Source organism: Pseudomonas sp. GD04015, assembly GCF_029837675.1.
Lineage (GTDB): Bacteria > Pseudomonadota > Gammaproteobacteria > Pseudomonadales > Pseudomonadaceae > Aquipseudomonas > Aquipseudomonas paralcaligenes.
In genome coordinates, this window is sequence record NZ_JAOEEE010000024.1 from 11,229 (window position 1) to 28,248 (window position 17,020).

Here is a 17,020-nt window from a genome sequence, read left to right on the forward strand (position 1 = left end):
ATGCTCGCCTTTCCCTGATTGCGCTCTTTCGGTGGCGTGAAGCCTTCCCTACCCCTGCTCTACCCGAGCGGCAAACAGCTGCCCGAACAGCTCCACATCCGGTTGTCCTCGGTGGCTGATCTGCAGGAAGGGGCGGTCGTGGCGCAGCACTGCCCACCAGGCGGAACCGTTGCCCTGCGGCTGGAAGCGTTCGAGCACGGTCGGTCTCGAGGGCGGGATGTCGGGTGACCTCCAGGCCAGCTCGTTGAGCTGCTCGGCGAAGGCGTCCGGGGACGGCAGGTCCCTGAGTGCCGATGGCAGGAACTGGCTCAGCGCCCGCAGGTGCGCGCAGAGCCGGGGATGGTCTTTCGCCAGGTCGTCGTCCAGGTCGGCGAGCACCATCAGGGGAAAGTAGCGTCCCACCCGGTCGACGCTGGCCATGAGTGCGCCGCAGCAGGCCTGTTCGCCCCACAGGCCAGCCGGCACCGAGAAGCACCAGACGGGCGCGACCAGGTAAGCGCTCAGCCAGTCGGCCTCGCCCTGCTGCAAGGCACCGAGGCCTCGCTGGAACCAGCCGTCGACGACCTCTATCCGCGCCCTGTCGAGGCCTCGCGAGACGAAGTCGCCGACCGATGGCAGCTTGCCGAAGAAGCCGTACTTCGGCGCCGGCCGCTCCGCCACCGGTATCGGGAAATCCTCCATCAGATCTGTCCCGGGCAGGAGAAGCTGGCGAGCTCGGCCAGGCGGAACGGGTTCTGCACGCTTCCAGCGGTGACTTCCAGCACCACCTTGCGGCCCTGGACCATCAGGGTGCTGACGAAGCGCTCGGGCCCGGACACGGCCCGGTTCTCGCCCTCGTCGAACAGGCGCATGGCGGCCCAGGGACCGTTTTTCACCAGATAGCCACTTGGCGCACCGCTGTTCATCAGCTCCAGCCGCACCTGCTGGGTGCCCCGCGGCCCCGGCCACTTCACCTGCTGGGGCACTTGCGGGCCGTGGGCGTACTGGAAGACCTGGCCGTCGAAGTCCAGGCTCAGCTGGCTGATCGATGCATCCATTTCCAGTACCCGGATCGAGAAGGACATTTCCGGCGAGCGGGCTCCGTAGGGGAAGAACACGTCGCGAATCCGCGCCGCCCGCTGGAACGAGGTCAGCGGCACCTCGACGCCACCCGGCTGACGCAGCAGCCAGGTCCTGCCGGACATGTCGGCCAGCGGCGCGAGGTTGTCCTGGAAGAAGCTGTCGAACATGCCGCCGTAGGCGAACAGGCGGGAGAAATCGGCCAGGGTGACGTCCTTCTCCGACGAGCGCCGGAACGGATAACGACCGTTGATGGCCTGGCGACAGAAGGCCCCCAGCGAGCTGTCCAGCTTGCCCCCCAGCATGACCCGCATGCTGCCGCCCGCCTGGGCCGTGCCGGCGTCGGCCAGCGCCTCCAGCATGGTGCGCAGCGGCGCCGGCAGGTAGGCCGCCTCGGCGCGGATACGGTTCAGTTCCGTCAGTTGCGGTGTGCTGGCCAGCGCGGGTGATGCCCCGCTGCGCAGGGCCGAGTCGGCGCTGGAGAGGTTCATGTACATCTCGTTGAACAGGCGCAGCACGGCCTGTATCGGCGCGTTCCCGCCATCATTGGTGACGAGCCGGCGGATCGGCTCGAACCTGTCGTCGACGATTCTCTCCAACTGTTCCGCATTCGCGGCCGGCCGGGTGAGGCCGGACGGACCGAACACCCGCTCCAGATCGGCGGCCGCGGTCTTGACGCGCTTGCCGGCCTCCCCGACCACCGAATACTGGGAATCGGTCTTGGGATCGACCTTGAGCAAGGTGGTCTCCCGCGCCACCGCGCGCAGGAACTGGGCCAGCGGCGAGTCGGGGGCCGACAGGATGCGGGCCACTTCCATGCCCTGGGACATGGACGGCGTCTCGATCAGGCGCACGTCGGCCAGGTATTCGTCCCACAGGCGCACGTACTCGTGCAAGTAGAGGCGTTTGATGTCGCGCAGGGTGGCGCCGTCCACCAGACGCGTCGCCTGGTCCGTCAGCGGCCGTTGCGGGCGACCCAGCACCCAGTCCTCCTCACGCTCGAGCAGGCCCAGGATCGAACCGGCTTCCGGCAGGAAGACCTTGTGGTAACCGTCGTGGGTGAACAGCGCCGGGATGCCCTGGGTCAGCGGCTTGCCGCTGGCCCGGGTGAAGACCAGAGCAGACTGCGGCCCGCCCGCCTCCGCCACGGTGAAGTCGACGCGGCTGCCATCCATCAGGCGCAGCTTGAGGCGGCTGTAGGCACGATGGGCAAGGGAGAAGGTCGCCAGTTGCTCGCGCTTCTGCCGCACCAGTTCCTCGTCCTGCGGATAGGGCGAGGCGACGGATTTCTCCGCCAGCAGGTTGTGCAGGTGGCCGAACAGCTGTTCGCGCTGCTGCTGCGACACCGAAATCGGCAGGCTGCGCTCCCACTCCATGCGCACGAAGGCTTCCAGCGCCTCGCCATCGTAGTGCGACGGATCGTTGAGCATCAGGTAGGACTTGAGCACCTCATAGGTGAGTTCGAGGTTGTCCTCCGGCGTGGTCTGCAGCAGGAACTCCAGGCGCCGCACAATGCGCGGCAGCAGGGCCCGCTCCAGCGCGGCCTGGTAGGTGCGCTGGGCCGACGCATCGAGCTTGCCGCCCTGGTAGAGGCCGTAGGTGTAGCCGATCGGCGGCTCCGAGGCGGGGAAGTCGGGGCCGGCGGCCAGGCCGTTCAGCTCGGTGAGCACCGGCACCAGTTCCAGCAGGCTCTCGCCCTCGGAGGCGGCCAGGGTCTGCAACTGGCCGGCCATGCGCTCGGTGCGACCGTCCACCAGGTCGATGTAGCGGCTGTTGTTGCCGAAGCTCAGCGTCCAGGCGCCCAGCGCCAGGACCAGCAGCAGGGCGACGGCGCCATGGCCGGCGATGCCGAGCAGGCGCTCGCGCCGCTCGGCGCGCTGGTTGCGTCCGGCCAGGTGGGCCTCGGGGAAGATCACCTTGCGCAGCACGTCCTGCAGGAAGTAGCTCCTGCCCGTCCCGGCCGGCGAGGAGCGCAGGGCGACCCGGGCGTCGAAGCCCAGGCTGCGGCCCAGCCCGCCGAGCACGCGGTCGAACGGCGTGCCTTCCTGGGTGCCGCTGGTGAAGTACAGGCCCCGCATCATCGCCTGCCGGGCGAAACGGCTCTCGGCGAACACGTCCTGCAGCAGTTGCCGCAGCACCGGGATCAGGGCGTGGAAGTGCTGCGGCAGGGCGTAGGCACAAGCCCGGCGCGCGGTGTCGTGCTCGGCGAGCATCAGCTCGGGCATTTCGTCGAACAGGCGGTGGGCCAGCAGTTCCAGTTCGCCCTGCAGGGCCTGGCCGAGCGCCTCGCCCTGCAGGCCGCCATCGGGGCTATAGGGCAGCGTCACGCCCCAGACCTGGGCCCGCTCCTCCTTGCTCAGCGTGGCGAAGTATTCGTTGAAGCCGCCCAGCAGGTCGGCCTTGGTGACCAGCACATAGACCGGGAAGGAGATGCCGAGGGCGTCGTGCAGTTCGTTCAGGCGCGCGCGCAGGCGGGCGGCGTGCTTGCCCCTCTCCGCCTCGCTGGCGCCGAGCAGGTCGGAGACCGAGACAGTCAGCAGCGCGCCGTTGAGCGGTTGGCGCGGGCGGAATTTCTTCAGCAGGCCGAGGAAACCTTCCCACTCCGCCTTGTCCGCGGCGGCATCGCTTTCATGGGTGGTGTAGCGGCCGGCGGTGTCCAGCAGGACGGTCTCGTCGGAGAACCACCAGTCGCAGTTGCGCGTACCGCCCACGCCCTTGACGCTCTCGCGGCCGAACTCCTCGGCCAGGGGGAAGCGCAGGCCGCTGTTGATCAGCGCGGTGGTCTTGCCGGAACCGGGCGCGCCGATGAACACGTACCAGGGAATCTGGTAGACGTACTTCTGCCGCAGCCGGGCGAACCAGCCCTGCTCGCGGTCCTGGAAACGGACCTGCTTGAGCTTCTCCAGGGCCTGCTCGAAGTTGCCGCGCAGTTCTTCCAGGGCGGCGTCGGTCGGCTGCTCGGGCGTCGCCCCCGCGCGGGCATTGGCGATGGCGTTGAGCAGCCGGGCATTGACGTGCTGCCGGCGCCAGAACAGCACCAGCAGGCGCAGGGCGAGCAGCCCGAGGACGATGCCGATCGTCCACAGGCGGGCCGGCACCGGCTCCAGCGGGCGCCAGTCGGCGAAGGCGAACAGCGGCCCGAGGAACCAGATGACCAGCACCAGCGCGAGCAGGCCGAGCGCGATGAAGACGTAGCGGTTGAACAGCAGGGAGAACAGCCAGCGCATTTATCGGATCTCTTTCTGCAGGTCGGCGGCGGAGGCGAAAACCGTGATGTCGACGCGACGGTTGAGCGCACGGTTGGCCGGCGTGTCGTTCGGCGCGACCGGCTCGGCCGAGCCACGCCCCTGGGCGGACACGCGCCCGGGCTCGCGGATGTGCTCCTCGAGCATCGCCGAGACATTGCCGGCCCGCTCCATGGACAGGTGCCAGTTGGACGGGAAGCGCAGGGTGCGGATCGGCACGTTGTCGCTGTGGCCGACCACGGTCACCTTGCCGTTGACCTGGTCGATCTCCTCGCCGATACGGCGCAGGATGGCGTGGAAGCGCGGGCGGATGTTCGGGCTGCCGGAGTCGAACAGGCCGTCACCGAGGATGGAGACCGTGCTCTGCTCCGGCGCCTCGCGCACCGAGACCAGGCCGGCGCGGATTTCCGGTTCGAGGAAGCGCGAGAAGCGGATCGGCGGCTCGCTGCTGCGCGTCACTACCGGCATGTCGGGCAGCTTCAGCGCACCAATGGCAATGAAAGCGCTGTCGGAGCGGTCGGCCAGGTGGAAGGCGAGCAGCATGTAGACGCCGAAGCCGATCAGCAGCGCGGTCAGCGCCGACACCCACACCGGCAGCACGCGCCAGACCGCGGGCAGCTCGCGGGTGATGCCCTCCCAGTGCGGCGAGAGCGCCTTGAGCCGATCGCCGCGCACCTCGCGGATGATCTCCGCCAAACGCCGGCGCAGGCTTTCCAGCTGGCTCTGGCCGTTGTTGACGATGCGGTAGCGCCCCTCGAAGCCAAGGGAGATGCAGTAGTACATCAGCTCCAGCAGGTCGCAGTGCTGGCGCGGCGACTGGGCCAGCTTGCTGAGCAGCTGGAAGAACTTCTCGCCGCCCCAGGTCTCGTTGTGGAAGGTCACCAGCAGGCTGTGCCGCGACCACACCCCGGAGCCGCCCCAGGGCGTCTGCGCCGCGGTCTCGTCAAGCACCGTGCACAGGCAGTAGCGGGCGGCGATCAGGGTTTCGTGGGAGATGCCTTCGTGACGCGCGCGGGTCTCGAAGTTGCGCACTTCCTGGGCGAGGTGGTCGCGCAGGCGCTCCGGATCGGAGTTATGCACCAGGGTGCGGATCTGGTAGATCAGGTTGAGCAGCGGGTTGGCCGCCGCCACCAGCGGGTTGCTACCCGAGTGGATGTCGGGCAGGTCCGCCAGGGGCGCCGCCGCGTTCATGGCACCCATGGCGGGCGCCTCGCCGCCCGGATTCGGCATCACGAAGGTGCGATCTTCTCCGGACGAGGGGTTGAGTGCGTTCAGATTAACCATGAGTCATGCGCTTCTGATTGGGAGCGGGCTCAGCGACGAATCGCCCAGCATTCGAGCTCGATGTCGGGGAAGTCGCCGGCGATGTGCAGGGCCAGCGCGCCGGACGCCTGCAGCTGCGTCCACAGGTCGCCGACGGTGTCCATCTCGAAGTAGTGATAGCCGGCGTGGTACGGGATCTGCCGCGGCGCGATCGGCAGCGAGCGCAGCGCGATACCGGGCAGGTGCAGGTTCACCAGATCGCGGATGCGATCCACCGGGCCGATCTTCACCTGGCTGGGGAAGCGCGCTCGCAGGGTCTCGGGCGCGATGCTGGAATGCACCGCCAGCACGAACTGGGCGTTGCGCAGCAGCTCGCCATCGGCCACCTGGCCCACGCGGACGCCGTAGTTGCGGTCGATCAGTTCGATCTGCACGGCGTTCTGCTCCAGCACCGAGGACAACGCATTGCGCAGCGCCACCATCAGCGGCGGCAGGCAGCGCTGAAGATCGTCGTGGCTGTACTTCGGCCACTCCGGTGGGCGCCGGTCCCGCTCGGAGAAGGTCGCCAGCTCGCCCGCCAGTTGCGCCAGGGCGACGTAGAAGCGCTCGGGATGCACGCCCGGCGCCGCGAGCATGTGGGCCAGCAGCGGCTGCGCCCGGTTGAGCAGTTGCAGGAGGAGGAACTCGCCCACTTCGGAAACGCCGCCGCGCCCCGGCTGGGACAGGCGCTCGGCGAGCACGTCGGCCCGCTGGTTGACCAGCCCGTGGGCCTCGTTGAGCATCGATACCAGGCCATGGCTGGCATGGCAGGTCACCACGGGCGGCAGGTAATGGTTGTCCAGAACCAGTTGCCTGTCGCTGCGGCATTCGACGACGCGGGCCACGCCGACGCCCAGCCAGGCATCGGTCATGTCCCGCTCCAGCATCAGGCGCAGGCGCGGCTCGGCCAGCTGCAGCTCGGCCGGCTCGCCCGCCACCGAGTTGACGTCGCCGACCAGCGCATCGTGGACGGTGTAGCGGGCCAGCGAGCGGGGCCGCTCCTCGAACAGGACTTCCTCGGTGCCGGGCCGACGCAGCGGCAGCGCCAGGTAGACCATCTGCTCCACCACCCCCTCGGTGAAGTCCAGCGGCTCCGGGCATTCGCATTGCAGGGGGAACGAGAAGGGCGTGCCATCCGGCAGCAGGCCTTCCGCCTCGACGATGGCCAGCTTGCCCAGGGCGAGCGCCGCCAGGTCGAACTTGAGGACCCTCGCCCCCCAGAAATAGGGCTCTCCCGCCAGGTTTCGGCTGTGCGAGAAAAACTCCAGATAACGCTCTTGCTGCTGGAAGTGCTGCGGGCGGAGGAACATCCCCTCCGACCACACCACCCGTTGATAACCCTTGCTCATGTCCCCTCCTGGACCAGATTCCCTGACGGCCACCGCTACTGCGCGGCGGGCGCCGACAACTTCACCTCACTGGCCTCCAGGCGGATCGCGTAGTCCAGCGACTTGCGCGACCAGCGCAGGAATTCGGGCAGCTCGAACCAGGGCGCCTTCGGCTCCGGGATCGCCGCGACCTGGCGCCAGACGCTCGCTTCCAGGTCGCGATACCCCACCAGGACTGCCAGCGCGCGGCCGTCCAACTCGACCTGGTAATCACGGACCGCCGACTCGCCCGGGCTGATCATGAACGCCTCGCGGTGCAGCAGGTCGCCGGCCAGTACGGCCTCGTCACGCTCGGCGAGCGTGAAGTAGTCGGTCGAGGAGAAGGTCGCCGCGTCGCGCAGCCGGAACAGGCGCACGGCGACCGGCGAAGGCCGCCCGTTGATGTCCGGGTTGAGCGTCTCGGACGCGGAAAGCTCGACCCGGATGGACACCGGCTCGGGCGGCTTGGGCGTGGAGGAGCAACCGGCCAGGCTCAGGGCGGCGAGCGCCACGCAGGCGGCGCCCATGCACGCGGGCCTCGCGCGGCGAGCGCCCGGCCGGCGCGGTTCGATGGGCGATACGACGGATACTTTCATTCGACATCCATTGGCAGACAGCTGTGACTTGTTTCAGGACTCGCTCATGGCCGGGACATGCGCTTCCCAGCGCACGGTGATCTCGTTGGGGTTGCCGATCCACACCGCCAGCGCGCTGTAGTTGTCCTGGTCCGGCGAGCCCTGATCGACGATCAGCTTCTCCATCCGCACCAGCCACTCCTCCGCCGCGTTGGCGTGAAGCAGGGCCTCGCTCATCTCGTATTCGCGCACCGCTTCCCAGAAGCCGTCGGTACAGATCAGGAAGGCGTCCCCCTCCTCCACCTCGAACGGCGTGTCGAGTGCCTGGGCCGGCAGCTCGTCGCCCACGCCCAGCGCGGCGAACAGCAGGTTGCGCTCGGCGTGCCCGCGGACCATGTCCTCCTGCAGCACGCCGGCGTCGACGAAGCTCTGCACGACACTGTGGTCCTTGGTCAGCTGCCGGCAGCCCCGACGCCGAAACAGATACAGACGGGTGTCGCCGACGTGGACCCACTGGGCCTGGCGCGCGGCCTCGTCGAGAAACAGCGAAGTGACCGTGGCGCTCATGCGCCGCAGCGGGCTGGACAGGCCCTGTCCGTAACGGATGGCGGAGTCGGCCTGGGCCACCAGCCGCTCGATGCTGTCCCGCGTCAACGAGGGCGCCGAGGAATAGGCGCTGAGCATGGTCCGCACCGCCGTTTCCGAGGCCACCTCGCCGCCACCATGGCCACCCGCGCCATCGCACACCACGAAGCAGGCGCCGTTGGCGGAGGTCCAGTAGCCGCAGGCATCCTCGTTCTGCTCCCTGCGCCCCAGCCGGGACAGGGTAGCGAACTCCACGCGAGGACCACCGGCGGCCACGTAGACGGTCATTGCTCCCTCCCCGCGTAGATCTGTTCGATCTCCTGTTCGTAGGCGCGGGCGAAGGCGTTCTCCAGCAGGGTTTCCAGCTCCTCGCGGGCAGCGCCGGCGATCTCGGCGAAGTCGGCGGCGTACAGCGACCAGAGCCGCGAGCGGCGCAACGCCGGCAGCATCGACTCCAGCGCGGAGGGCTCGCTGCAGCGGCGCTCGATACGCTCGGGACTGAAACGCCCCACCAGTTCGTACATGGCGCTGCGGGAACCGGCCAGCAGCGCCACCTGGTGAGCGGCTAGGTCGTCGAAGGCATCCTCGATCGCCCGCTGCGGCGCCATGAAACCGGGGAAGCGGGTGCCCAGCAGATGGACGATCGCGGACTGCCCGTCGGGAGAGAACTTCAGCGGGTTGTTGCCCTGGGTGGCGATGATGGTGACGCCCGCGCGCATCTCGTGCTTGGCGGCGGAGCGGGCGTGGATGAGGCGTACCGTGCCGGCCGTCATCTCGGAAAAGAGCCGGCCCAGATTTTCCATGAACTCGGTGGAGACCGCGGGCAGCGACGAGGGGGCAACGCCACACCCCCTGGCGAAGGCGGCGCGCAGATCATCGTCGCCCGCTTCGGCAGCAGGCTCGTCCGGGCGCTCGACGGGGCGCGGTTTCACGAGTTGCACGGGTGTGCTTTTCTCGGGCTCGACCGGTGCCGGTTGCTCGACCATGGGCTCGGGCTTCGGCGGCTCACTGGCGACGGGCTCGATGACGAGTTGCGGGGCAGCCGGGCTGGGCACGGGCTGTTGTTCGGCAACGGGAATGACCACGGACGGCGCATGGAACAGCGCATCGACTTCCAGGCCGTGGTCGAGCGCCAGGCTGCCTTCGACCAGGGCCATATCGCCGACCTGCCCACCGAGCAGCACCAGCGGGTCGACGTTGCGCGAGGTGTCGAGCATCGGCGCCTGCTGTTTCGGGCTGGCCAGCGGATCGTCGATGGTGATCTCGCCGCGCAGCGGCAGCTCCGCGATCATCGACGGCGCATCGGCGGCGACGAAATCGGCCAGGGACAGTTCTTCGGGGGCATGGCTGCGCTCGTCCGGCCGCTGGGGCACGGCGAATACGTCGAAATCGGCGGGAATGGTCGCCCTGGCGACGGGCTCGGCGGCGGGAGCGACGGCAGCCACTTCGGCCACGCCGCGCAGGCCCAGCACGTAGCGGCCAAACACCGCGCGCCCGCTGCTGCGCATGACCGCGGACTCGCCGGGACCGATGCTGACGCCGTCGATCAGGATGGCGCTGCTGGAGCTGACATTGGCCACGCGCACCGCGTCGGCGCCAACTGGCGCCAGCTTCGCTTGGAAGCGGGAGACGAGGCGTTCCGGGTCCTGCAGGACCAGGTGATTGTCCGGGCTGCGCCCGACCGTCAGCTCGCCGGCCCCCGTCACGCATCCGCTCAATTCGGATGCCAGTGGCTTTCCATCGTACGAAAGAACGACCAGTTCGATCCCTGATCCAGGCATGCCTACCTCCCTGTAGCAAAGCATCACCGCGACAAAAAACGCCGGGCGGACGTCCCTTTATGGAAGCGTCCGAGCGATGTGTTTTCCGTGTGCCATCCATGTCATTCCGAATGCATCGGATGGAACACCGTTGTTCGCGGCGCAGACGATAACCTCTATCCGTTCCGGTTAAAACGACCTAAAACGAGAACCTACGCGCAAACCGAGCAACACATTTGAATTAAAGTCCGCGGCAGTTTTTCCTCAGCACCCGACGAGAAGCAATTCGGCATGGACGCCACCGCAAGCAACTACACTTCCCAGAATCCCTCTCGGGTCCGCCAGGACGATTCCCGCCCGGCCGGCGCACTTCCCTCAGGCACCCAGCTCTACGAATTCACCCTCACCTCGACTCTCGGCGAAGGCGGTTTCAGCATCGTCTACGCCGCGCGGGACAACCGCCTGCACCGCGACGTCGCCATCAAGGAATACATGCCGGCGGCCTTCGCCAGCCGCAGCGACAAGGCCAGGATCGAGGTGCGTTCGGAGCGCCACCGCTCCGCGTTCGATACCGGCATGCACAGCTTCATCGACGAGGCGCGACTGCTGGCCAGGTTCAAGCACCCGGCCCTGGTCGAAGTGCTGCGCTTCTGGGAAGACAACGGCACCGCCTACATGGCCATGCCCCGCTACAGCGGGCAGACGCTGCGGCAGATCCTGCGGGACAACGGCGGGCAGTGCGACGAACAATGGCTGCGCGGCATCGTCGCGCCCATGCTCGATGTGCTGGAAATGCTCCACGCCCACGACATCTTTCACCGCGACGTGGCGCCGGACAACATCATCATCCAGAACGACGGCACGCCGGTGCTGCTCGACCTGGGCTCCGCGCGGCGTGTGCTCGGCGATGCCAACCAGGCGCCGACGGTCATCGTCAAACCCGGCTACGCGCCCATCGAACAATACGCCGAAGACCTCTCCACGCCCCAGGGGCCGTGGACGGACATCTACGCCCTGGGCGCGGTCCTGCACCTGGCGGTGACCGGCATGGCACCGTCCGCCTCGGTCTCGCGCCTGATGAAGGACAACCTGGAGCCGCTGTCGGGCCGCGACTTCCCCGGCTTCTCCGAGGCATTTCTCCGCACCATCGACCACTGCCTGGCACTGCAGCCGGGCGACCGCCCGCAGGCCATCGCCCAACTGCGCGAACTGCTGGGCATCGACGGGACCGTGCAGGCGCGCCCGCTGCCCACTCCGCCGACGACACCACGCGCCCGGCCGGCCGTCGCGGCAGACGACGCGAAGACCATCATCCTCTCCAGCGAGCAGATGGCCGACCTGATGGCCCAGGCCGTCGGCGGGCAGGCCGCGCCGCAACTGCCGGACCCGTTCCAGCTGCCCTCCGCCACCGCCAAGCAGGAAGCCGAGGAAACCAGCTTCCCGGAGATGGAAGAACTGCTCAACGGCGACGCGAAGCGCAACGCGGGGAAAGTCGCCGTGCCCTCCGTCACGCACGCGGCTCCCGCACCGTCACCCGCTCGTGCCGCGCCCGCCGCCAAGTCGCGGGCTCCGCTGATCGGTCTCTCGGCAGCAGCCTGCCTGCTCGTCGCCGGCGCGGTCGGCTGGGGACTATGGAGCGGTCGTGACGACGCGGACACGCAAACGGCCCTGGCCCAGGCGACAACGACAACCGTCCCCGAACCCGTGGCCAAGTCCGAGATCGTGACGCCACCTGCCGTACAGCCCGTTGAGGAGACACCGGCCGCGAGCGACCCCGCCTTCATCGAGACGCCTGCGTCCGTCAGTGAACCGCTGCCGCCCGTGCACGCGGTCGCGCCGGAGCCAGTACCCGTACAAGTCGTGGAACCGATACCGCAGCCGATACCCGAGCCGGCACCGGCACCGCAGGTCGCCGTGGAAACCCGCCCCGCCGCCACCGCGCGCGCCAGCGAAGCGACTCCGCCTCCGGCGCCCGCCCGTTCGCGCCAGCAACAGGAGGCGGTCGTCGACACCGGCACCGTGCAGATCAACGTGCAGCCCTGGGGCGAAGTCTGGGTCGACGGCAAGAACCACGGGGCCAGTCCGCCGCTGAAGAAGCTCGACCTGCCCGTCGGCGAATACCGCATCGAGCTGCGCCGCCCGAACCAGCCGGCTCTGGTACACAAGGTCGTGGTCGAGAAGAACGCCACCATCACCCTCAACCAGGGCGTCCAGACCAGCGCCAAAGCCACGCAGAAACCCACCGCTCCGGCCGCCGCAGCCCCTGCCGCCGCGACCAAGCCGGCCGCCCCGGAGAAAGGCGGCAAGGGCACCCTGGCCCTGCGCATCCAGCCTTGGGGAGAGATCTGGGTCGACGGGGTCAAGCGCGGCGTCAGCCCGCCTCTGCAAGAGATCCAGCTACCGGCTGGCGCGCGCACCATCGAGATCCGCAACCCCAGCTTCCCCAGCCAGAGTCGCAAGCTCGACGTGCCCGCCAACCGTCGCGTGACGCTGCAGCACAGTTTTCAGTGAACCCGCTTCCCCAAGAGTCGTAACGCATGAAGATGACCCGCATCACCACCGCCTCGCTCCTGATGGCCGTCCTCGCCTCCACCCTGGCCGGATGCGCCAAGGAAAAGCCTCTGCCGCCGCCCCCGCCGACCGCGGAGGAAATCGCGGCCCAGCAGCGTGAGGAGCGGGGCAAGCAGAGCCTTATGGAAGGCATCCGTCTGTACCAGGGCGGCAACTACTTTATGGCCGAGAACAAGTTCCTCGCCCCGGAGATCTGGGAAGCCAGCACCGGTACCCAGCTCCAGGCCCTCAAATACCTGGCCTTCAGCTACTGCGTCACCGAGCGCAACGCGCAATGCCGGTACGCCTTCGAGCGCGCCCTGCAGATCGACCCTTCGTTCAGGCTGGACAGCGCCGAGGACGGCCACCCCCAGTGGGGACCGGCGTTCCAGCAGGCCAGTGAACGACCGGTCAAGCCGTCCCACCCCTGATAGCCGGGCTTTCGCATGAACCTCGACATAGATGCGCTGCTGGCACCAGTCGCGACCGACCAACCGGGCGGCAGGCCACTCGACTACGACAACGACTTCCTCGAACTCGAACGGGAAATGCAGGGCACGCCGGAACAGCAGTACGGCGATACCCTGATCCCCGCTCAGGAGCCCGACTGGTCGACGGTCCTGCAGGCGGCCAGGTCGCAGCTGTCGCGCAGCAAGGACTTCCGCCTCGCCGTCGCCATCACCCGCGCCCTCACCCGCCTGCATGGCCCGCGCGGCACCGCGGAGGGACTGGCGCTGGTCATCGAGATGACCCGGCGATACTGGCAGGATGGGCACCCGGTTCTGCACGAGGACGGCGAGGAAGACCTGCTGCCCCGTGGCAATGCGCTGGCCGGCCTCGCGGCGGCCGGCGGGCTGCCCAGCGACCTGCGCTGCGCCGAGATCGGCAGCCGCCAGCTGGGCAAGCTGGCACTGGGCACCCTCGAACGCATCGCCCTGTCCCGGGAAGACGTCTCGGGCGAACCGCTGCAGCGCGACCAGCTGCCCCGTTTCCTGCGCGACGAGCTGGAATCCGGCAACCAGGACCTGCTGGCGCTGCCCTGCATCCGCGAGCGGGTCCAGGAGCTGCGCGGCCTGCTCTCGCCGGCACTGGGCACCGAACATGCACCGGACTTCGCCAGCATCCTCGGGCTCACCGAACTGCTCGCCCCCTCCTCGGCAAGCACAGCCGAACAGGCCAGCGACGAATCCTCCGAGCCGGCGACGACCGACGCACCTGCCGCTCCCCGCCTCGGCCCCGCCGGGGCGACCAGCCGCAGCGATGCCATCGCCATGCTGGACGCGGTCTGCGAATTCCTGGAAAGGAACGAGCCGGCCAACCCCGCCCCTCTGCTCATCCGCAGGGCGCGCAACATGATCGGCCAGGACTTCCTCGCCATCCTGCGCGACCTGGCGCCGGCCGGCCTGCAACAGGCAGAGCTGATCGCCGGCCTGAGCAGACAGGACTGACTCCCCCACCCCCTGAACCTAGAAGTTTCATGGAGAGAAACCAATGAGCAATCCACGCCACGAGACGGTTAACCGAAAGAGCAGCCAGAAGTTCATTGCACGCAACCGCGCTCCACGCGTGCAGATCGAATACGACGTCGAGCTGTACGGCTCGGAGAAGAAGATCCAGCTGCCCTTCGTCATGGGCGTCATGGCCGACCTGGCGGGCAAGCCGAAGGAGGCCCTGCCGGCCATCGCCGACCGCAAGTTCCTGGAAATCGACATCGACAACTTCGATGAGCGCATGAAGTCGCTGCAGCCCCGGGTGGCATTCGCCGTGCCGAACACCCTGACCGGCGAAGGCAACATCGCCATCGACATCACCTTCGAGAGCATGGACGACTTCTCCCCGGGCGCTGTCGCCAGGAAGGTCGACGCCCTCTCCCAGCTGCTCGACGCGCGCACCCAGCTGAACAACCTGCTGACCTACATGGACGGCAAGACCGGGGCCGAAGAGCTGATCGGCAAGGTGCTGCAGAACCCGGCGCTGCTGAAGACCCTGGCCACGGCACCACGCGCCGAAGCCATCGAACCAGAAAGCAGCGAAGCCTGATCAAGGGAGACCCGACATGACGGCCATTCAAGCCAGCAACCAGCAGCAACTGGAAGCGCTGCACGGAGACGACTTCTCCGCGCTGCTGCAGAAGGAATTCAAGCCCAAGACCGACGAGGCGCGGGAGGCGGTGCAGAACGCCGTCCGCACGCTCGCCGAACAGGCCCTGGTCAACTCCACGACCCTGAGCAACGACGCCTACAAGGCCATCGAGGCGATCATCGCGGAGATCGACCACAAGCTGTCGGAGCAGATCAACGCGATCATCCACCAGCCCGACTTCCAGCAGATCGAGAGCGCCTGGCGCGGCCTGCACCACCTGGTGAACAACACCGAAGTCGACGAGATGCTGAAGATCCGCGTGCTGCCCATCTCCAAGAAGGAGCTGCACCGCACCCTGCGCCGCCACAAGGGCATCGGCTGGGACCAGAGCCCGATCTTCAAGAAGGTCTACGAGCAGGAATACGACCAGTTCGGCGGCACGCCTTACGGCTGCATCGTCGGCGACTACTTCTTCGACCACTCCCCGCCGGACGTGGAGCTGCTCAACGAGATGTCCAAGATCGCCGCGGCCTCGCACTGCCCCTTCATCGCCGGCGCGGCGCCCTCGGTCATGCAAATGGAATCCTGGCAGGAGCTCGCCAATCCGCGCGACCTGACCAAGATCTTCGAGAACACCGAATACACCGGCTGGCGCAGCATGCGGGCCTCGGAAGACTCGCGCTACATCGGCCTGGCCATGCCGAGGTTCCTCGCCCGCCTGCCCTACGGCGTGCGCACCAACCCGGTGGATGAGTTCGACTTCGAGGAAGATACCGACGGTTCGGATCACAGCGGCTACTGCTGGGCCAACTCGGCCTACGCCATGGCCGTGAACATCAACCGCTCGTTCAAGTACTACGGCTGGTGCACCTCGATTCGCGGCGTCGAATCCGGCGGCGCCGTCGACGACCTACCGACCCACACCTTCCCCTCGGACGATGGCGGCGTCGACATGAAATGCCCGACGGAGATCGCCATTTCCGACCGTCGCGAAGCGGAGCTTGCCAAGAACGGCTTCATGCCGCTGATCCACCGCAAGAACTCCGACATGGCCGCCTTCATCGGCGCCCAGTCGCTGCAGAAGCCGACCGAGTACTACGACCCGGACGCCACCGCCAACGCCAACCTGGCGGCGCGCCTGCCCTACCTGTTCGCCTGCTGCCGGTTCGCCCACTACCTGAAGTGCATCGTCCGCGACAAGATCGGTTCGTTCCGCGAGCGCGAGGACATGCAGCGCTGGCTCAACGACTGGATCATGAACTACGTCGACGGCGACCCCTCGAACTCCTCCCAGGAAACCAAGGCGCGCAAGCCCCTGGCAGCGGCCGAGGTGCAGGTCGAGGAAGTGGCAGACAACCCCGGCTACTACACCTCCAAGTTCTTCCTGCGCCCGCACTACCAGCTGGAAGGCCTGACCGTATCGCTGCGCCTGGTCTCCAAGCTGCCATCGGTGAAGAACGCCACCAGCTGACGGAGCGCCCCGGCGGCCCTGACCGCCGGGTGTTGCCCAAGCGCACCGGACACCACCACTTCAATTTCCAGACAGAAGGCAGGACGACTCAAGCAGAAAAGCGACAACCCCAAAAAGCCAACCACCACTAGGCCGAATGGCGGCCAATCAACATCCATTTCAAAAGGAATATAGAAATGTCTTCACTCCAGGACTTCTTCATCAAGATCGACGGCATCCCGGGCGAGTCCAAGGACTCCAAGCACTCCGGCCAGATCGACGTTCTCCAGTGGGGTTACTCCGTCAGCCAGACCTCCACCTCCCACACGGGCGGCGGCTCCGGCGCGGGCAAGGCCAACTTCGGCGAGCTGCACTTCACCCACTACGTGGACAAGGCGACGCCCAACCTCATGAAGTACTGCGCCAGCGGCAAGCACATCCCCACCGTCGAAGTCTCCTGCTGCAAGGTCGGCGACGGCTCGCAGGAATACATGAAGATCACGCTGAACGAAGTGCTCATCACCCACGTGAGCCCGATGGGCTCGACCAGCGACCCCCGTGTCACCGAGTCGGTCGGCATGTCCTACGGCAAGGTCAAGGTCGAAGTGAAAGAGCAGAACACCGACGGCTCCATGGGCGCCACCGTCACCGGCACCTGGGACGTCAAGCAGAACAAGGAATAAGTTCGTGCGACGGGCTGGAGGGAAACCTCCGGCCACGTCAGAAGTGGTCGATCCTGCCTCCAGTCCGATACACAGCTGAGCGAGTGAAGCCAGCCGAACTGACGTAAGTTCGACACGCCTCATCCGGATTGCAAACATGAATGTTGTACAGAAGATCCTCTTCATCCTTCTGATGGCTGGACTCGTTACAGGGGCACATCGCACCCGTCGTGACAACCCTTTCCTACAATGGTCTCTTCAAAACGTGGACAAGCTCGAAGCAGGCTCATTCGAAGAACTAATCAATGGACTGGAAGATATTGCATATCAGAAAGTTCATTAGAAAAATACAACTCAAAGAATAGCAAGCATTCATATAGATC

The 17,020-nt window shown here is 67.2% G+C and carries 14 protein-coding genes; 7 read left to right on the top strand and 7 right to left on the bottom strand.

Annotated elements, in window-relative coordinates:
* Positions 1-48: 48 nt before the first annotated feature.
* The 7 genes from tagF to tagH are packed head-to-tail and all read right to left on the bottom strand — an operon-like array spanning position 49 to position 9,938.
* Positions 49-681, bottom strand: a complete 633-nt coding sequence (gene tagF, locus N7640_RS18100; protein ID WP_279902095.1) for a type VI secretion system-associated protein TagF — start codon at positions 679-681, stop codon at positions 49-51.
* Entirely contained in the window at positions 681-4,286 is a 3,606-nt protein-coding gene (tssM, locus tag N7640_RS18105; RefSeq protein ID WP_279902096.1) for a type VI secretion system membrane subunit TssM, read from the bottom strand. Before tssM ends, tagF begins: the two co-directional genes overlap by 1 nt.
* Positions 4,287-5,588: a DotU family type VI secretion system protein gene (locus N7640_RS18110; RefSeq protein ID WP_192319221.1), complete on the bottom strand. Its 1,302-nt coding sequence runs from the start codon at positions 5,586-5,588 to the stop codon at positions 4,287-4,289.
* 29 nt (positions 5,589-5,617) lie between these two features.
* Entirely contained in the window at positions 5,618-6,955 is a 1,338-nt protein-coding gene (gene tssK, locus N7640_RS18115; RefSeq protein ID WP_279902097.1) for a type VI secretion system baseplate subunit TssK, read from the bottom strand.
* Positions 6,956-6,990: 35 nt separating this feature from the next.
* A complete protein-coding gene (gene tssJ / locus N7640_RS18120; protein ID WP_279902098.1) occupies positions 6,991-7,569 on the bottom strand; it encodes a type VI secretion system lipoprotein TssJ in 579 nt (192 codons plus the stop codon).
* Between the two features lie 33 nt (positions 7,570-7,602).
* Positions 7,603-8,421 carry a PP2C family serine/threonine-protein phosphatase gene (locus N7640_RS18125; RefSeq protein ID WP_220813224.1) on the bottom strand — a complete coding sequence of 273 codons (819 nt, stop codon included), beginning with the start codon at positions 8,419-8,421 and terminating at the stop codon, positions 7,603-7,605.
* Positions 8,418-9,938: a type VI secretion system-associated FHA domain protein TagH gene (gene tagH, locus N7640_RS18130; protein WP_347815570.1), complete on the bottom strand. Its 1,521-nt coding sequence runs from the start codon at positions 9,936-9,938 to the stop codon at positions 8,418-8,420. Before tagH ends, N7640_RS18125 begins: the two co-directional genes overlap by 4 nt.
* Positions 9,939-10,184: 246 nt before the next feature.
* On the opposite strand from tagH, the gene N7640_RS18135 reads away from it, so the two are divergent.
* From N7640_RS18135 to N7640_RS18165, 7 genes are all read left to right on the top strand, one after another.
* Entirely contained in the window at positions 10,185-12,404 is a 2,220-nt protein-coding gene (locus tag N7640_RS18135) for a serine/threonine-protein kinase (RefSeq protein ID WP_279902100.1), read from the top strand.
* A 26-nt stretch (positions 12,405-12,430) separates the two neighbouring features.
* The gene (locus tag N7640_RS18140) at positions 12,431-12,874 is read left to right on the top strand and encodes a TssQ family T6SS-associated lipoprotein (RefSeq protein ID WP_220813227.1); all 444 of its coding nucleotides are present in this window, start codon (positions 12,431-12,433) and stop codon (positions 12,872-12,874) included.
* Between the two features lie 15 nt (positions 12,875-12,889).
* Positions 12,890-13,891, top strand: coding sequence for a type VI secretion system protein TssA (tssA, locus tag N7640_RS18145; protein WP_279902103.1), 1,002 nt, complete (start codon positions 12,890-12,892; stop codon positions 13,889-13,891).
* 43 nt (positions 13,892-13,934) lie between these two features.
* Complete coding sequence (gene tssB, locus N7640_RS18150; RefSeq protein ID WP_220813229.1) at positions 13,935-14,483, top strand: type VI secretion system contractile sheath small subunit; 549 nt, start codon at positions 13,935-13,937, stop codon at positions 14,481-14,483.
* A gap of 16 nt (positions 14,484-14,499) precedes the next feature.
* Positions 14,500-15,996: a type VI secretion system contractile sheath large subunit gene (gene tssC / locus N7640_RS18155; RefSeq protein ID WP_220813230.1), complete on the top strand. Its 1,497-nt coding sequence runs from the start codon at positions 14,500-14,502 to the stop codon at positions 15,994-15,996.
* Between the two features lie 176 nt (positions 15,997-16,172).
* Positions 16,173-16,658 (top strand): type VI secretion system tube protein Hcp, encoded by a 486-nt coding sequence (locus tag N7640_RS18160; RefSeq protein WP_220813231.1) that lies wholly within the window; start codon positions 16,173-16,175, stop codon positions 16,656-16,658.
* Positions 16,659-16,794: 136 nt separating this feature from the next.
* Positions 16,795-16,980, top strand: a complete 186-nt coding sequence (locus N7640_RS18165; protein ID WP_279902105.1) for a hypothetical protein — start codon at positions 16,795-16,797, stop codon at positions 16,978-16,980.
* Positions 16,981-17,020 lie beyond the last annotated feature (40 nt).